The following is a 16,912-nucleotide window of genomic DNA, read 5'->3' on the forward strand; positions in this document are numbered from 1 at the left end:
AAGGTGACCATGGGCGTTCGCAAGCTGCACCGGAACGAGCCAGACTTCGACGAGGACCTCGTCCGCGCGCTCGTCGACGGGCAGTTCCCTCGGTGGGCGGACCTGCCCCTGAAGTACGTCGACTCGAACGGCACGCAGAACGTTCTGTACCGGCTCGGCGAGGAGTGGGTCGTGCGGCTGCCGCGGCTGCCCGGCGTCGTACAGGAGTTGGCGGACGCGCGCGAGTGGATGCCGTATCTGGCGGCCCGGTTGCCGGTGCCCGTGCCCGAGCAGGTCGCCGAGGGGGAGCCAGGGCACGGCTTCCCGTGGCCGTGGGCGGTGCACCGCTGGCTGCCCGGCGAGAACCCGGTCGTGGGGCGGCTCGACCGGCCCGAGGCGGAGGCGCTCGCGGAGGATCTGGCCGGCTTCGTCACGGCGATGCGCGCGATCGACACCGCCGGGGCGCCGGAGTCGTTCCGTGGGCGGCCGCTCGCCGAACGGGCCGACGGGACCCGCGAGGTGATCCGCCGCCTGGACGGGACGCTCGACTCCGCGGCGGCCCTCGCGGTCTGGGGCGAGGCGGTGCGCACGCCCGGCGCGGACCGTGACGTGTGGCTGCACGCGGACCTTCAGCCGGGCAACCTCCTGGTGTCGCGGGGGCGGCTCGGCGCGGTCATCGACTTCGGGTGCATGGGCACGGGCGATCCGGCCGTCGATCTGATCACCGCCTGGTACGTCCTGGGCGGGCCGGAGCGGCGGGTCTTCCGGGAGGCCGTGGCGGTCGACGACGGCGTGTGGGCGCGCGCCCGTGGCTGGGCGCTGACCATCGCGGTCCACGAGCTGGCGTACTACCGGGATTCGAACCCGTTCATGGTGCGGAGCGCGTCGCGTGTGGTCGGCGAGATCCTGGCGGAGGCCGCCCGCGCCTGAGCGGCGTGGGCGGCCTCCGCCAGCAGGTGTCAACGGCCGCTCGCGGACGCCTCGTTCGGGACGGCGACCGCAGCTGAAGCAGCGTTGGAACCCTGCGCCTCGGCGGGTTCTTCCGCGGACTTGGACCTCGCCAGCCACAGGCCGGTGAACACGGCGGTGGCCAACGTGACGGCGCCCGCTGCGACGAAGGCGCTGCCCAGCCCGGACTCGAAGGAGGCGCCGCCGGATTGCCGGGCGCGGACGACGGCCCCGAGCACCGCCACGCCGAGCACCGCGCCGATCTGCCGTGTGGTGCTGCTGATCCCTGACGCGAGGCCGCCTTCCTGCGGGTCGACCGCTTGGATGGCGGCTCCCGTCAGTGGCGACATGGCCAGGGCGAAGCCGACGCCGACGACTCCGAGGCGCCACCACACGTTCCCGTAGCCGGTGTCGGCGTGCACCATGCCGAGCGCGAGCAGTCCAAGGCCGGCCAGGGCAAGCCCGGCGGTGACCACGATCCGGAAGCCGTACCGAGCGGCGAGCCGACCCGCGAACGGGCTGACGACCACCATGGCGAGGGTGGCGGGCAGCGTCTGAAGGCCGGCGCGCAGGATCGAGCTGCCCTGGACGTACACGAAGAACTGGGAGAAGAAGAACGACGAGCCCATGAGCGCGAACCCCACCACGACCATGGCGGTGTTGGACACGGTGAACAGCCGCTGCCGGAACAGTCGCAGCGGCAGCATCGGAGCGCGGCGGCGCGCTTCGATGGCGACAAAGGCGGCGAGCAGGACCACCGCGGCGGGGAAGCTGCCCAGGATCACCGGCGACGTCCAGCCGCGGGCGCCGCCCTCGATCAGTCCGTAGGTCGCCGTCCCCACCCCCAGAACGGACAGCACGGTCCCCGGGACGTCGATCGCGGGGGCGCCCGGATTGCGGGCCTCCTCAAGGCTGCGCAGACCGAGCACCAGAAGCAGTACGCCGATGGGCAGATTGACCAGGAAGATGGCGGGCCAGCCGAAGGCCTCTGTCAGTACGCCGCCGGCCACGGGGCCCGCGGCCAGGCCGATTCCGCTGATCCCGGCCCACAGTCCGATCGCCTTGACGCGTTCTTGCGGCACGGGATGGGCGGCGGCGAGCAGGGCCAGCGAGGCGGGGCTCAGCGCTGCGGCCCCGATCCCTTGCAGGACCCGGCCGGTGACCAGCCAGCCGACCGAGGGCGCGAGGCTGCACAGCAGCGACGCGACGGTGAACACCGCGACGCCGGTGAGGTACACACGCTTGCGGCCGAACCGGTCGGCGAAGATGCCGCCGGACAGCAGCAGCATGGCGACCAGCAGAACGTACGCGTCGACGATCCATTGCAGACCGGTCAATTCGGTGTGCAGCCGGTGCCGCATGTCGGGCAGTGCCGCTCCGACGATCGTGTTGTCGAGCAGGACCATGAATTGACCGAGGCAGGTCACCGTGAGCAGCACGGTCCGGTTGGACCGACTGCGTGAGGCCGTTGTCGCATGCGATGCGGTGATGGGGAGTCCTCTCGAACGTTGATCGCGCCCGACCGTGGTCGAGCGCCCCGACCCAGCACTAACGCAGTCATCGACTGCGTTAGTCGACTATAGGGAGGGTCGCCTCATAAACGCAAGTGCCAACTGCGTTAAGGTGTGGGCATGAACGAAGGACAGCGGGCCCGGCGGCCCGGCGGGCGAAGCGCCCGCGTCGCCGCGGAGGTGCACCAGGCCGTCACCGACCTGATCGGTGAGCGCGGCTACGGCAACTTCACCGTCGGCGAGGTCGCGGCGCGCGCGGGCGTGGCCGACAGCAGCGTCTACCGGCGGTGGGGCAACCTGGAGGCCTTGCTCAGCGACGTCGTGCTCACCCGCCTCAACGCGCGGTCGCCGATGCCCGACACCGGGAGCCTGGACGGCGACCTGCGCGCCTACGCGGCCCAAGTGGCCCGCGAGATCACCGGACCCGACGGCCCGGCGGTGCTGCATCTGGCCTTCGCCCTGTCGGGCAACGGTCAGCAGGGTCTGCAGGCGGCCGACGAACTCCGCGCCGAACGCATGCGGCAGCTGCAGTCCATGCTCGACCGCGCCCGCGAGCGCGGCGAGCAAGCCCCCGACGCGTTGGACGTGTTGGACCACATCCTGGCCCCGATGTACATCCGCGTCCTGTTCGGCATGGGCCCACTGGCGCCGGAGTACGTCGAGGGGCTGGTCGACCGCTTGCTGTGACGTCCGGCTCGCCGCTTGTGACTGGTCGTCAAATGTGCCGCTACAAGGTCGGTTTCACCGGTACCGTCGCCTCCTGCGTGTCCCGCTGATGCGGGATCACGACCGACGGGCTGCCGGCCGTCAGGGCCACCGTCCGCGCAGGTGACGGGATGCGGATGCCCTCCGCGCGGAAGCGCGCGTGCAGGCGCTTGATGAACTCGTGCTTGATCCGGTACTGGTCGCTGAACTCGCCCACGCCCAGGATCACGTTGAAGCTGATCCGGGAGTCGCCGAACGTGTGGAAGCGCACGAGCGGTTCGTGGTCCGGCACCGCGCCCTCGACCCCCTTCATCACCTCGGTGACGACCTCGATGGTCACCCGCTCCACGTCCTCCAGGTCGACGTCGTAGCCGACCCCGGCGAGCACGGTGAGGGTCATCTCCTGTTCCGGGCGGCTGAAGTTGGTCATGTTCGTGCCCGACAGCTGCGTGTTCGGAATGATCACAAGGTTGTTGGAGAGCTGCCGCACCACCGTGTTCCGCCAGTTGATGTCGACGACGTAGCCCTCCTCGCCGCTGCTCAGCCGGATGTAGTCACCGGGCTGCACCGTTTTCGAGGCCAGGATGTGCACGCCCGCGAACAGGTTGGCGAGCGTGTCCTGAAGCGCCAGCGCCACGGCCAACCCGCCGACACCCAGGGCGGTGAGCAACGGCGCGATGGAGATCCCCAGCGTCTGCAGCACGACGAGGAAGCCCATCGCGAGCACCACGACCCGCGTGATGTTCACGAAGATGGTCGCCGAACCCGCCACGGCCGCACGGGACTGCGCGACCGACCGCACGAGCCCCGTGATCACCCGTGCCGCCGTCAGCGTCGCCACGACGATGAGCAGCGCTGTGAGCGCCATGTTCACATTCCGCCCCGTGCGCGCCGTCAGCGGCAGCACCTCGGCGGCCACCGCGCCGCCCGCCGCGAACGCCGCCCACGGCACCAGCGTGCGCAGCGCGTCGACGATCACATCGTCCCCGGCCCACCGCGTCTGCCCGGCGCGCACGCCGAGCCAGCGCAGCAGCGTGCGCAACAACAGCCCCGCCAACAGGCCGCCGAGCAGCGCGACACCGGCGAGGGCCAGATCGTGGAGCTCGACGCCGCGACTCATCGGGCACCTCCCGCACGAGGGCCGACCGGCGCCGGCGGGGCGTCGTGGGCGGATATGTGATGCTTCGTCACGTGGAACCTGCTCGGTCGGGGACGGGTGTCGGCGGGGCCGCGGCCACACCTATTCTGCACAACCCGTTCGCAACTCCGCCGCCGCCCCCTTACGTGATGTCGACGACCCTCCCGGTACGTGCCGACTCGTACGCCGCCGCCACGATCCGCACCGCGCGCAGCCCGGACGCGCCGTCGGTGATGTCCACGGGCCCCTCGTCGAACAAGAACGAACGCAGCATCAGCGCGTCCAGATCGACGCCGTACGGGAGTTCCACGGGCGCCCGCGCCGTTTCGCTGAATCCGTGCACCTTCTGGTCGAAGGCATCCATCTCCAACGCCGCCCGCTCACCGACGACCTGCATCGAGAGCCCGCCCCACGCCGGATGGTGCTGCGGCTGGCTCCAGCTGCAGTCGAGCGTGAGGACGGCCCCGTTCGCGTACGTCACGGTGAGCAGGCCCGCTGTCTCGACAGCAGCCCGGCCCTCGTACAGCAGGTTGTTGGTCTGCGCGTAGACGGAGCGCGCGGGCGAGCCGTCGAAGAGATCGTCGAGAAGGTCCACGACATGCACCGTGTGGTCCATCATGGCACCACCGCCCGAGAGTTCGGGATCGGTGAACCATCGGCTCCTCGCGCCCGGCATGTACCCGTTGTTGGCGCCGGCCACCGCGAGCACCTGCCCCGTCGTGCCCGCCCGCACCGCCTCGCGCACCGCGAGGTAGGCCGGACTGAACCGCACCGGGTGCGCCACCGCGAGCTGTACCCCCGCGGCCCGGCACGCCTCGAGCATCGCCGCACCGTCCTCGGGAGCCGTGGCCAGCGGCTTCTCGCACAGCACGTCGACACCGTGTGCGGCCGCGCGTTCCACCAACTCCCTGTGTCGCACGTTCTCCGAGCAGACCACGACCTTGTCGGGCCTCCAGGCGAACAACTCCTCATAGCTGTCCGCGTAGTTCACGCCGATGCGCGACGCGAACTCCTTCCCCCGAACCTCGCCCGGCGCCGCGAGATCCGTGTCGGGGTCGGCCGTGAGCACCTGAACTCCGTCCATCGCCGCGAGTTGTCGAGCGAACCCGCCCGCGTGCACGTGCGCGAACGACAGCACACCCACCTTCACGTCCCGCACGCCCTTCACAGCCCGGCCTCCTCGGTCACCTTCAGTTCGACGGGCGCGCCCGTACGCGCGGACTCGGCGGCGGCGCACGCGATCCGCACGGCTTCGACGCCGTCGTGCGCCGTCACGCGGGGCGGGGGCCCGCCCTGGACGGCCGCCGCGAACTCCCGCAGCTCCGTCAGATACGGGCTCTCTGTCATCGGGCTGCCCGGAATGCCCTCACCAGCCTGGCGCGCCCCTTGAGCCAGCACCCGGAAACCGGGGCGGGCGGTCGAGTCGTGCTCCAGGATCCCGCCGGGGCCCGCGACCCGGAACGTCGTCCGGAACGGCAGGTCCGGCAGCCCCCACACGCCGAGCACATGGCTGACCGCCCCGGAGGCGTGCGTGAGGACCGCCGTACCGGTCGCCACGTCTCCCGCGACGGCGCCCGCGTCCTGCTTGCCGCGCACCTGTGCGTGCACCCGCACGACGTCACCGGCCAGGAGCCGCGCGAAGTCGAGGTCGTGGATCATCTGATCGACGAGAATGCCGCCCGACAGGCCGGGATCGGAGAACCACGGCGCCCACACGGGATAACATCCGGACCGCGTGAACCGCAGCACGGCCGGGTTCCCGACGTCCCCGGCCGCGACCGCACCGGCGAGCGCCGCGTACGCGGGGAAGTAGCGCACGACGTGAGCGGGAAACAGCAACACACCCGCCGCCTGCGCCGCGTCGGCCATCTTCTGGGCCTCATCGACATCGAGCGACAGCGGCTTTTCGCACACCACGTCCTTGCCCGCGGCGATCGCGTCGAGGACGAGCTGCCTGTGCGTGTACGTAGGGGTGCACACGTCGACGACGGTGCACCGGGCGAGCAGTTCGGGCAGGCTCTGTACAGCCGTCACGCCGAACTCGGAGTATTTGGCGGCCAGTTGTTCGGCGTGGCCATCGGTGGACAGGATCGTGACGCGCGCGCCCAGGGCGGTCCAGGCGGGCAGATGGGCACGGGCGATACCGCCGGCACCGATCAGGCCCACGTCGAGGCGTGCCATGAAGCTCCTTTGCAGAGGGTACGGTTCGGGGGCTTTCGGGTCAGCCCTTCGTGCCGCTCTGGGCGATGCCCTGCACGAAGTGCCGCTGAAGGAAGAGATAGAGGATGATCATCGGGAGACTCGCGATCAGTGAACCGGCCATCATCACGGGGTAGTTGGTTTCGAACTGCCCCTCCAGCGAGGTCAGTCCGGCGCTGATCGGCATCTTCGCCGGGTCTGTGTTCACCACGAGCGGCCACAGCAGGTCGTTCCACGACCACATCGCCGTGATCACCGCGAGCGCGGCGAGCGCGGGGCGGATCAGCGGCAGCATGATCGACCAGAAGATGCGGAAGGGACCCGCGCCGTCGATGCGCGCCGCCTCCTCCAACTCTCGTGGCAGGGAAAGGAAGAACTGTCGCAGCATGAACGTGCCGAAGGCGCTGAACATCCCAGGCAGGAACAGTGCGGGCGGCGAGTTCAGCAGTCCGAGCCGCTGGATGATGTCGTACTGCGGCAGGATCAGCAGCGAGGACGGGACGAGCAGAACCGACAGGAACAGCGCGAACAGCACATTCTTGCCCCGGAACCGCATCCGGGCGAACGCGTAGGCCGCGAGCGAACAGAACACCAGCTGTCCCGCGGTGCGACCGACCGTGTTGATGAGGCTGTTGCCGAGCATCTCCCCGTAGGGCAGGGCGGTGAACACCTCCGTGAAGGACTCCCAGTTCCACTGCTGCGGCAGGAACGTCGTCGGTACGTGCACCGCTTCTGGGAGCGTCTTCAGCGCCGTGAGCAGTTGCCACAGGAACGGGAAGACCATCACGAGTGCGCCGAGCGAGAGGAGGGCGTGCGTGGCGACGGAGCCGCCGTTCACGCGGCGCAGCGAGTCACGCATAGTGCACCCACTTCTTCTGGAGCCGGAACTGGAGGAACGTCAGGGCCGCGGTGAGCAGCATCAGGAGGAAGGCGAGGGCCGCAGCGGCGCCCTGGTTGTTCTGCTGGAACGCCCATTGGTAGAAGAGGCTGACCACGGACTGCGTGGAGCCGAGCGCCGGGTTCGTGGGGCTCGTCATCACGTAGATCAGGTCGAACAGCTGGAGCGAGTTGATCACGCAGATGACGGCGGCGAAGAAGATGCTCGGGCTCAGCAGCGGGATCGTGATGGTGAAGAACCGGCGCACGGGTCCGGCGCCGTCCAGCTCGGCAGCCTCGTAGTAGTCCTGCGGTATGCCCTTGATCCCCGCGATGAAGATGATCAAGTAGTAGCCGACGCTCTGCCACACGGCGACGACTCCGATGGCCCACAGCGCGGTCGACGGGTCCGAGGCCCAGAAGTGCCGCGACACTCCGAACCACGACAGCACCTCGTTGAGAAGGCCGAAGTTGCCGTTGTAGAGCCAGTTCCAGACCAGGCCCACCGCGACGGGAAGTGTCACGAACGGGATGAAGTACAGGGCCCGGTAGACAGCGACGCCGCGCAGGCCGCGCCGGTTCAGCAGGGCCGCGACGGCGATCGACAGCGGCAGCGTGAGGAGCCCGATCGCCCCGTACAGGAGCGTGTTGCCGATGGCCCGCCAGACGGTGACGTCCTGGACCACCCGCGCGTAGTTCTCGCCACCGGTCCAGGTGTTGCCGCCGAACGGGCCGAAGTGCGTGAAACTGAAACCGAAGGTCAGAAGCATCGGCCAGAGGTAGAACAGCAGGAAGCCGAGTCCGATCGGCGCGATGAAGATGTATGCAGCCTTCTGCGTGCGAGAGTTGGGTCCACGCGCGGTACCGTCGCGCCCTGCCTTCGTACGAGGCTTCCTGATGCGGCCCTCCGCCTCCGCGGCTGCCGTCGACGGGAACACGGCCATCAGTTGTCCTCCTCGTCCAGAGCCCGGTTCATCTGCTTCGCGAGCGTGCGGGCCGCGCCCTCGATGCCGCCCTTGCCGCTGAACGGCGCCCCGAGCAGCAGATACTCGAGGTCCTCCCAGACCGCCGTGTTCCGTGAACTCGGGTAGGGGGAGGCATAGTCGAGCATGTCGAGGAAACACCGCAGGTCGAACTCGGGCATCGACTTCAGCCAGGCGTCCTGAGTCCCGGCGTACGACGGGATGGTCACACCGCCTTCGGCCTGGATCTCGCCGGCCCGGCTCCGTACCATGAAGTCCACGAACTTCCAGGCCGCCTCCTGCTTGCGGGACTTGGCACTGATGCAGTTCGCGAGGCCGTGGATGACGGTTGCCCGCTCACGCCCCTTCGGCAGTACCGCGACCCCGCCGTGGTCCTTGATGGCCGGCGTGCCGTACATGAACGAGGCCATCGCGGACAGGTCGTAGTTCATCGCCACCTGCTCGGACAGGTACAGATTGCGCGCCCTGACCTCCGACATGGCACTCTGCGGCGGCGACCAGCCACGATCCACCAGGTCCGTCCAGAAACGCAGGCCTTCGATGGTGCGAGGGTCGGCGAAGCCGGAGCGGCCGTCACGCAGCACATAGCCGCCGGCGCCGAAGATCGTCGGATAGAACTTGATCTGCCGGTCCATCTCGGCGGCGATCCCGTAGACCCGCCGCTTCGGGTCCGTCAACTCGCGCGCAGCGTCGCGCAGGTCGTCCCAGGTCCACGAAGAGTCCGGGTACTTGACGCCTGCCTTGTCGAAGAGCTCCTTGTTGTACCAGAGGCCGATCGTGTCGAAGTCCTTCGGCAGCCCGTACTGCCTGCCGCCGTACTTGTAGATGTCGACCAGCGCCTCCGGGTGCCTGCCGACCGGGGTACGGGCACGGGTGATGTGCTCGTCGAGCGGCACCAGCGTGCCGTTGGCCGCGTACAGCTTGATGTTCACGGCGTTCATCCAGAACACGTCCGGTGCCGTGCCGCCGCGCATCGCCGTGCGCAGCGTCGTCCAGTAGGAGTTCCATGGGGTGAGCTGGATCTCCACAGAGATGTCCGGGTTCTCACGCTCGAAGGCCCGGATGATCTGCCGCATGCCGGGGACCTGGGCAGGGTCCCACATGCCGTACGAGAGCGCGGTGCCGCCTCTGTGTGCGGTGGCGGCGGTGGGATCGCCGCCGCTCGTGCTGCAGCCGGCGACGAACGGGGTCGCCGCGAGGGCACCGGCGAGAAGACTTCTCCTGCGCATGCGCGCCTCCGGTCGGTAGGTGTACGGGGAGGGGGGACGTGTCAGTGGGCGGGCGACGGCGGGCGTGCGGACCCCGCCCCGTCGAAGAGATGGGCGTCCACCTCGTCCAAGGCACGGCGTACAGCGCCGATGGCTACGCCCTCGCGGCCCAGTGTGCTGACCGCGATGTGTGGGACGTGGAGGGTCAGGGGAGAGAGGTGTGCGGCGAGTAGGGGGCCGAGCGGGGCGCCGACCGGGGACAGCGCGCCGGACAGAACGAGGAGTTCGGGGTCGAGGGCGAGGATCAGTGCGGCGATGCCGGGTGCGACCCCGGCGAGGTAGCGGTCCAGAACGGCAAGCGCCTCCGGGTCCTCGGCGCGGACGGCGCGTGCGAGCGCGTCGGTCTCCGACTCGCCGGGCTGCCGGTCGCCGGACCAGCCGAGTGCCTCCCCGGCCTCCAGCAGGCCGAGTTGCGGCAGGATGCCCAGTTCGCCCGCGCCGCCACGGCGCCCCCGGTGCAGGCGCCCGTTGATCATCACGCCGCACGAGATGCGCCGCCCCACGAGCACACACGCGACGTCGTCCGCGAGTTCGGCCGCGCCCTGCCAGTGCTCAGCGAGCGTCGCGAGGTTCACGTCGTTCTCGACCAGAACCGGGCAGGGGAGTTCGTCCGCGAGCCGGCGCGCCAGGTCCAGGTCGGTCCAGTCCGGGACGATCACCGAGCGGATCCGGCCGGTGTCGTCGACCATGCCCGGCACGCCGATGCCCACGGACCACACGTCGTGCGGGCCGAGCTTGTGGTCGGCGAGGAAGCCGCGCAGCCGGGTGCGCAGCAGCTCGATGCGCTCCGCACCGGTCAGGTCCGCGGGGAACTCCTCGCGGTGCCGCGCGACGAACTCGCCGTCGAGGCGCGCCAGGAGCAGGACCAGCTTCTTGAGGCCGACGTCGACGCCGACGATGTGCCCGGCCTCGGCCCGGAATCTGAAGCGGCGCGCGGGCCGTCCGGGTGAGCGCACGGCGGGCGGCGCGGTCGTCTCCGCGATCCACCCCTGTGTGGCCAGCTCCTCGACCAGCGCCTCGACTGTGGGCCGGGACAGGCCGGTGGAGCCGGTGAGCCGGCCGACGGTCTGCGGGCTCTCCTGGCGCAACGCCCGCAGCACCACAGCGGTGTTGAGTCCGCGAAGGGCAGCGAGGTCGTGCCCGCGCACCCGGTCGTGTCTCGCCATGGAGTGTGCCTCCGCCCCGTCGTCGGTCCGGTTGCGCAGGACTGTTGCATAACGTTGGCGGCCAGGGAACCCCGTCGGAACGATAATTTTGCAGAAGTCCTGCCAATTGCACTGGCGTCGGCGGGAGCGGGGCCTTCTGCCGCCCTACAACCGCTCCACCGCCCGGAACGCCGCCAGGCGCGCCAGCAACCGCCGTGCGGGCGGTGTCAGTTCGCTCACCGGGAGCGGTTCGCCGTCGTTCAAGCGGGTGATGAGGGCGCCCAGTTCGCGCGCCGTCAGGCCGGTGCGGGTGACGTGTCCGCAGGCCGCGACGAGGCGTTGTCCGCCGGCCGGCATCCACAGCACGCGTTCCGTGGCGCGCACCGCGTCGTCGTCGGTGAAGTAGCCGGGCCGTGTGGGCGCCGGTGCCGGGCGAAGGCCGCCGTCCGTGGCCTGCCGCAACACCTCGTGGGCCAGGCGGCGGTGGAGCGGCGTGGGGCGGGCCTCCTGGCGGAGGTGGTGGAGCGCCGCCGCGACGGCCGGTGGCAGCGTGTCGGGCAGGTCGTCAGGTGGCTCGCTCTGCGGTACGAGGGTGTCGACGGAGCCCCAGGTCCCGTGCGGGGACGCGTGGTTGAGGAGCGACGCCGGTGTGCGCGGGACGGTGATGTGCACGGTCGTGGTGGGGGAGCGGGGTACGTGCACGGCGTGTTCGTGGTCGGCGGGCCAGTAGAGGAGGTCGCCGGGGACGGCCGTGGCCGCCCAGTGCCGGTCCCCGGGGCCCGTGAGGCGGAGTTGAGGGCGGCCGTGGAGGACGTAGAGGAACGTTGCAGCTCGGTGGTGGGAAGGGCGGGAGGGCAAGGGGCGTGGCGGCGTGCAGGTTCCGTGGCACAGCGTCGTACCGATCGGTGCTTGGGGTCGGCCGATCGCGTCCCACAGGCCGGCGAGGAAGGCCCGCTCCCTCGCCCACAGCGGATGGTGTCTCGCGTGCAGTTCCCGGACGACGAGGGCGAACGGTGTGTCGCCCAGCTGCCGGCCGAGGCGGCGGTCGTAGGCAGCGAACGAGCCGTCCTCCGGCCGGGGCAGCAGATCGCCGGGGTCGGTGAGGAGGCGCGGCCCCACCGCGAACCGGACCCGTTCGCCGGTGTCCGCCGTGGCGTGGTGCGAGGCGGCGACGGCCCCCTCGAAGACCTCGTGGGAGTCGAAAGGGACGGCGTGACCGCGAGCACGGGGCGCGCGCAGCAGCGCGGGCCTGCGGTCCCAGTGGTCCTCCGCGAGTCGTTGCCGGTCGATCCACCCGTCGACGGAGTCGAGGACGTCGACCGGGGTGGCGGCGCCCGCCGTCACGGGTGCGTCTCCGGTGGCGTGATGGCGACGGCCCGTGAACGGCACAACTCGCGGAGCACACCGTGCAGGTGAGGAGAGCGGTCGGACAGGCCCGAGGCGCGCGCCAGGTCGGCCACGGTGGTGTCCTGGTGTGTCGTGCGCAGGCGCGTGAGCACGCGGTCGGCCGCGCGGCCCCGCACCGGCCACACGAGTCCGTTCGCCGCCCACAGCGCGTCGTCCGGGCCGGTGGCGACCCGGATGATCTCGCTGACGAGCAGTAATCGGTGCCGGGAGGCGAGGGGCGCGGCGGGGCGTGGCGCGGGCGCCGGATCCAGGCCCGCGGCGGAGCGCAGTCCGGCCCAGCGCGCGAGCAGGGCCCGCTCGACGTCCGGATCGGCCAGAGTGTCCGTGAACAGGCGGGCGGAGTCGGTGAGTTGGGCGGGTAGTGTCAGCCGCCCGTCGGCTCTCGCGGGCAGCGGATGGGGGAGCGCCGCGGGGGTGTCCGCGTGCGCGCCCCGTCTTCGTGCCAGCCCCCGCACGGCCTCCGTGACCAGTGGCAGGGCCGAGGCCGCCCGGGCGGGCACGCCCACCCGCAGCGTCGTGCACGGCCCCGTACGATGATCGAGATGGCGGCTCCCGGCGGGCCAGTGCACCAAGTCGCCCGCGCCTGCCCGGAGTTCGTACTCGGTTCCGGTGTGCTCGGGGCGTACGCGCACGGTCAGTTCGCCGTCGACGACCCAGGTGAGCGACGCGGATCCGGGGTCGCCCGCCTCGGTGACGGCGTGGTGCCGGTCGCCGACGGCCAGCTCCGCGGTGACCGGGACCGCGGGCCACCCGGCGTACCGCCAGAGCGCGGCCAGCGCGTCCCGTACGCGGGACCACGCCGAGAAGTCCGGGCGCAGCGGGTCGGTGGCGGTCAGCAGCCAGCCGTCGCCGCCGAGCCCGGGCGCGGAGGCGAGGCGCGCGACGTACCCGGCGAGATTCCGGTCCGCCCGGCCCGGAAGCAGCGCCCCCGGCTCGCACAGGAGGCCGTCGGCCGTGGTCAGCCGCAGAGGTGCGGAATCGGGGTGCTCGGCCGCCGCGCGGAGCAGCGCGTGGGCGTCCGCCGGGTCGAGGCCCAGCGCCGGGGCGTCGGTGACGACCACCGGCTCCCTGGCCCAGTACGTCTCGGCGAAGCGCCGCAGGGCGGGGCTGTGGGGCGCGGTCCTGCGGACGAAGGCGGGCCTTGACATCATCGGGTGGGGGTCTCCTCGGTTCCACGTGGGGGTGGCGCCGGGTTCGCGACCTTGCCAGAGCGCTTCCTGATTCGTCAACGCTTTGCGGAGAACCCGTGAATACGCGAGGGACGCAAGAGGAAAACAGTGACGTCCAGGGGGCGGGCGGCGCCGGAAAGGTGTGGGTCTTGTGAAATGGCGGGATCACGCCTGCCGGAATACGCGACTCCGTCCCATTTGGGCAGGCGGGGTTCATGGCAAGGTGGGCGCGCTCGTACAGATGTCCAAGAAAGGCCCCTCATGCCCCTCGCATTGTTCCGCCGGAAGAGCGCCGGTTCCGCAGGGCGGGGAGGCCCCGTCCACTCCATGCCGCAGGGTGCGGGCGGCGTTCACTGCGAGGTGACCGACCCGTTCGGCCAGCCCATGGCGGGCGCCGAGGTCACGGTGACGGACTCCCAGAGCGGGCGCGTCTCCGTGAAGGCCACGACCGACCCCTTCGGCCTGGTCTTCGTCACCCTCCAGCCCGGCCGCTACAGCGTCCTGATCGCCGCACAGGGCCTGGAGCCGTTCCAGCAGACGGTCGAGGTCGTCGCGGGCGAGACGCTGCCGCTCACCGGCATCCAGCTGCACGTGGGCCGCTCCCCGGAGCTGCCGCAGCCCGGCACCTGGCTGTTCGACCCGCCGCACACCGCGATCCGCTTCATCGCCAAGCACGTCGGCATGGCCCACGTCCACGGCCGCTTCACGCGCTTCGAGGGCGGCATCCAGATCGCGCCCGACATGGCGGACTCGCGCGTCGAGGTCCGCATCGACGCCGCGTCGATCACCACGGGCAACAACACCCGCGACAACCACCTGCGCTCCGCCGACTTCCTGGACGTCGAGAACTACCCGTACGTCCACTTCAGCTCGGACCGTTTCATCTACCGCGGCGGCTCCAAGTGGACCGTCCAGGGCGCCCTCACCATGCACGGCGTGAGCCGCACGGTCGACCTGGACACCGGCTACCTCGGCGTCGTCAACGGCGGCTACGCCGAGGAACTGCGCTGCGCCGCCCTCGCCACGGCGGAACTGCACCGCGAGGACTACACCCTCAACTGGCGCACCATGCTCGCCAAGGGCATCGCGGTCGTCGGCCCCACGGTCAAGCTCGAACTGGACATCCAGGCCATGTACCGCAGCGCGGACACGCCTACGCCGCCGGAGTAGTCGTCTGAGCTGGGGTTTCCTGTCCATCCGGACGCCTCTCCACTCAATATGACGCGGCGGCATGGTCCGCCGCGTCACTCGGCCTAACGGCCCGCCAGTCCCGGTACGCAGTGCAAATCTCCGCGACGGGGAGAATCTGGGGAGATCTTTTAGGAATCCGTTTCGAACCAGCGATCCATGGCCGCACGGCCGCGACCGTCCGCCTCCGGCATCATGTGCGCGTAGATCCGAAGCGTGATCGACGGGTCGGCGTGGCCCAGCCACGCAGACACCGCCACGATCGGCTCCCGCGCATCCAGCATCACCGACGCGAACGTGTGCCGCAGGACGTGGAACCCGTGCTCGCGCGACGGCACAAACTTCATCAGCTGCCTGCTGCGGGTGCTCGGCTTCGAGTCCGGGTGGGCGGCGATGACGCCGGCATGAACGAGAGCCGACTTCCAGTAACGCTCGTTCCACGAGTCACGGCGCACCGGCCCGCCCTGTGTGTGGGGGCTGATGTCTAAAACTGAGGATCATGGTTGACACCTGGGTCTCCGATCACTACGGAGATCACCATGTCGAAGCCGAGCCCCTCCAAGCCGCTTGACCGAGAGGCCAAGCGGCGCTTTGCCGTCATACGCCACGGCGAGGAAGTCACCGGGAACGTCGCGCTGTCCTGCCGGTACTTCGGGATCTCCCGACAGGCGTACTACACCTGGCACCGCCGCTACCAGGCCGCGGGCATCGAGGGCCTGCGCACCCTCTCCAGGGCGCCGAAAACGTCACCGAACGCGACACACATCGAAGTCGTCGGCAAGATCATCTACCTGCGGCAGGACCCGACACCGAGCCGCCCATCTGTGGCGCCGAGCCGCCCGTCGACTGGGTCGGCGACTGCTGGTGCACTCTCCAGCCTGACCACACGGGCCCCCATCACTGCGAACCCTGCACCGAACGCCACGGGCGCACCCAGATGGGACGAGCAGCTGACCGACCAGCCCGGCCCCGTCGTCGGCCACGCCACCATCGGCGTCAGCGTGGCAGTGACCCGAGCGACCGACAGCATCGGGGGCGTCCGGGACCGCGACCGCGGCGTCGTCGCCGAACTCCGCGCTCAGGTCGCCGAACATGAGACCGGCGTCGACGGGAAGCTCCCCATGGATCACCCGATGGCGCTGTGGTGCGACACCGTCTCCAACATCGCCAGCCAGATCGAGTACGCCCTCCGGACGCCCGCACCAGGCCGCGGCATCCCTTGCCACGACGGGCCCACCGTCGCCGAGTGCGCCGCAGACGGCGCCCGCTGGCCGCTCGAGAAGGAGGGCGAGTGAACGCAACTCTCGACCTTGTATCCGCAGCTCAACCAACTACCACCACCGGTCCGGATACACGGAGTTGCTGAAGTGCTATCCGTGCTTAGCAGTTGATACGGGAGTGATCGACCATGCACTCATACTCACTCGAGCTTGAGCGACAGCAGCTCATCAACGCGTTCCTCGCCGAACAGAAGCGCCAGCGCGACGAGTTCGATGGGCGGCTTGCCGACCTCGACGCACGCATCGCACAGGCGCAGCAGGAAGAACGCCGAGAGGTCAGCGACCCCAAAGTTCTTGTTCGGAGCAGCCTAGGGGCGCGCCGCACGGTCTACCACCGAGCCGCAGACCCCTGCAGTCGCACCACGCACACTCGCGAGGGCGCAGAGGGCTTCCGGCCGATGCCAGAGTTGGAGGCCAAGCTGCTGGACGGCGGCGTCCTCAAGCGGTGCCGAACCTGCTGGAACTATTGAGGCCGCGACGGCATCTGGGCGGCGAGCCTCGACAGCACAGCTACCGTGCTCTCGACGTCCAGTTCACTGTGCGTTCTGACGCTTGCGCCAGTTGGCGAGGACGTTGCGCCCGAATGTGGTCAGGCCGACGATGAGCCAGGCCCCCTCCCGCTTGGTGTCACCGGGTTCCAGCCACTCGACCGTCCACAGGCCGGTGTCCTGCATCTTGCGGACGTCCAGCGGGCCCCACTCCCGTCCCGTGGGTGCGTTCAGGAATCGCCCGACGGGGGCGTGCTCTTCCACGTGGGCCAGCCGTGCGGCCCCGCTGGCATAAAGCGACAGCTCGGTGCCGTCTACATTGAAGTACTTCATCTTGTCACGGCCTCGGGGCACTCTCCTGCCTTCCGTGAGGGACTGACTCACGCACTGGCCAGCGTGCACGACGCCTAGCCCAGCACCGCACGGATGATGTCACCGACCCTGCCCGCATTCGCTTCCGCGACAGCCCCTGCCTCCTTCGGGACGCTCGCCCGCCACTCACGACCGCCAACTAGCAAGCCAGGAGCCGCCGGTGTTCCAACTCCCGCCCGCCTAGCGGCGTGAGGCCCTCTGGCGGCGTGTGCACCCTGCACTTACCTTGGCCGGGGCACGCCACAACGAACGCGGA

General features: G+C 70.2%; 16 protein-coding genes and 1 pseudogene. 5 read left to right on the plus strand and 12 right to left on the minus strand.

Going from position 1 to position 16,912, the window contains the following annotated elements; all coding sequences use genetic code 11:
* Positions 1-9 precede the first annotated feature (9 nt).
* Positions 10-909, plus strand: coding sequence for an aminoglycoside phosphotransferase family protein (locus ACP4E5_RS41360; RefSeq protein WP_425838849.1), 900 nt, complete (start codon positions 10-12; stop codon positions 907-909).
* 29 nt (positions 910-938) lie between these two features.
* Here ACP4E5_RS41360 and ACP4E5_RS41365 read toward each other — a convergent pair whose 3' ends face one another.
* Positions 939-2,417, minus strand: coding sequence for an MFS transporter (locus tag ACP4E5_RS41365; RefSeq protein WP_425842056.1), 1,479 nt, complete (start codon positions 2,415-2,417; stop codon positions 939-941).
* Between the two features lie 141 nt (positions 2,418-2,558).
* On the opposite strand from ACP4E5_RS41365, the gene ACP4E5_RS41370 reads away from it, so the two are divergent.
* Positions 2,559-3,125 carry a TetR/AcrR family transcriptional regulator gene (locus ACP4E5_RS41370; RefSeq protein WP_425838852.1) on the plus strand — a complete coding sequence of 189 codons (567 nt, stop codon included), beginning with the start codon at positions 2,559-2,561 and terminating at the stop codon, positions 3,123-3,125.
* Positions 3,126-3,165: 40 nt separating this feature from the next.
* Here ACP4E5_RS41370 and ACP4E5_RS41375 read toward each other — a convergent pair whose 3' ends face one another.
* The 9 genes from ACP4E5_RS41375 to ACP4E5_RS41415 form a co-directional block, all read right to left on the minus strand.
* Entirely contained in the window at positions 3,166-4,263 is a 1,098-nt protein-coding gene (locus ACP4E5_RS41375) for a mechanosensitive ion channel family protein (protein WP_425838855.1), read from the minus strand.
* Between the two features lie 160 nt (positions 4,264-4,423).
* Complete coding sequence (locus ACP4E5_RS41380; protein WP_425838858.1) at positions 4,424-5,449, minus strand: Gfo/Idh/MocA family protein; 1,026 nt, start codon at positions 5,447-5,449, stop codon at positions 4,424-4,426.
* Complete coding sequence (locus ACP4E5_RS41385; protein WP_425838861.1) at positions 5,446-6,462, minus strand: Gfo/Idh/MocA family protein; 1,017 nt, start codon at positions 6,460-6,462, stop codon at positions 5,446-5,448. The genes ACP4E5_RS41380 and ACP4E5_RS41385 overlap by 4 nt, the downstream gene beginning before the upstream one ends.
* Before the next feature lie 40 nt (positions 6,463-6,502).
* Positions 6,503-7,339, minus strand: a complete 837-nt coding sequence (locus ACP4E5_RS41390; protein WP_425838864.1) for a carbohydrate ABC transporter permease — start codon at positions 7,337-7,339, stop codon at positions 6,503-6,505.
* On the minus strand, positions 7,332-8,300 hold the full coding sequence (locus ACP4E5_RS41395) for a carbohydrate ABC transporter permease (RefSeq protein WP_425838867.1): 969 nt from the start codon (positions 8,298-8,300) through the stop codon (positions 7,332-7,334). Before ACP4E5_RS41395 ends, ACP4E5_RS41390 begins: the two co-directional genes overlap by 8 nt.
* Positions 8,300-9,568 (minus strand): ABC transporter substrate-binding protein, encoded by a 1,269-nt coding sequence (locus ACP4E5_RS41400; protein WP_425838870.1) that lies wholly within the window; start codon positions 9,566-9,568, stop codon positions 8,300-8,302. Before ACP4E5_RS41400 ends, ACP4E5_RS41395 begins: the two co-directional genes overlap by 1 nt.
* A gap of 41 nt (positions 9,569-9,609) precedes the next feature.
* Positions 9,610-10,773: an ROK family protein gene (locus ACP4E5_RS41405; RefSeq protein WP_425838873.1), complete on the minus strand. Its 1,164-nt coding sequence runs from the start codon at positions 10,771-10,773 to the stop codon at positions 9,610-9,612.
* A 144-nt stretch (positions 10,774-10,917) separates the two neighbouring features.
* The gene (locus ACP4E5_RS41410; protein ID WP_425838876.1) at positions 10,918-12,096 is read right to left on the minus strand and encodes a hypothetical protein; all 1,179 of its coding nucleotides are present in this window, start codon (positions 12,094-12,096) and stop codon (positions 10,918-10,920) included.
* Positions 12,093-13,310, minus strand: coding sequence for a hypothetical protein (locus tag ACP4E5_RS41415; protein ID WP_425838879.1), 1,218 nt, complete (start codon positions 13,308-13,310; stop codon positions 12,093-12,095). Before ACP4E5_RS41415 ends, ACP4E5_RS41410 begins: the two co-directional genes overlap by 4 nt.
* 279 nt (positions 13,311-13,589) lie before the next feature.
* On the opposite strand from ACP4E5_RS41415, the gene ACP4E5_RS41420 reads away from it, so the two are divergent.
* Positions 13,590-14,498 carry a YceI family protein gene (locus ACP4E5_RS41420; RefSeq protein WP_425838881.1) on the plus strand — a complete coding sequence of 303 codons (909 nt, stop codon included), beginning with the start codon at positions 13,590-13,592 and terminating at the stop codon, positions 14,496-14,498.
* Between the two features lie 149 nt (positions 14,499-14,647).
* On the opposite strand, the gene ACP4E5_RS41425 is transcribed toward ACP4E5_RS41420, so the two are convergent.
* A complete protein-coding gene (locus ACP4E5_RS41425) occupies positions 14,648-14,971 on the minus strand; it encodes a tyrosine-type recombinase/integrase (RefSeq protein ID WP_425838884.1) in 324 nt (107 codons plus the stop codon).
* An 84-nt stretch (positions 14,972-15,055) separates the two neighbouring features.
* Here ACP4E5_RS41425 and ACP4E5_RS41430 point away from each other — a divergent pair.
* Together ACP4E5_RS41430 and ACP4E5_RS41435 are read left to right on the plus strand one after the other, a co-directional pair.
* Positions 15,056-15,319, plus strand: a pseudogene (locus ACP4E5_RS41430) (helix-turn-helix domain-containing protein); the annotation flags it as partial.
* A 605-nt stretch (positions 15,320-15,924) separates the two neighbouring features.
* Positions 15,925-16,266, plus strand: coding sequence for a hypothetical protein (locus tag ACP4E5_RS41435; protein ID WP_425838887.1), 342 nt, complete (start codon positions 15,925-15,927; stop codon positions 16,264-16,266).
* A gap of 63 nt (positions 16,267-16,329) precedes the next feature.
* Here the strand turns inward: ACP4E5_RS41435 and ACP4E5_RS41440 are convergent, their stop codons facing one another.
* On the minus strand, positions 16,330-16,617 hold the full coding sequence (locus ACP4E5_RS41440) for a hypothetical protein (protein ID WP_425838889.1): 288 nt from the start codon (positions 16,615-16,617) through the stop codon (positions 16,330-16,332).
* Between the last annotated feature and the right edge of the window lie 295 nt (positions 16,618-16,912).

This window comes from Streptomyces fractus, assembly GCF_049844455.1.
In the GTDB taxonomy this organism is placed as follows: Bacteria; Actinomycetota; Actinomycetes; order Streptomycetales; family Streptomycetaceae; genus Streptomyces; species Streptomyces fractus.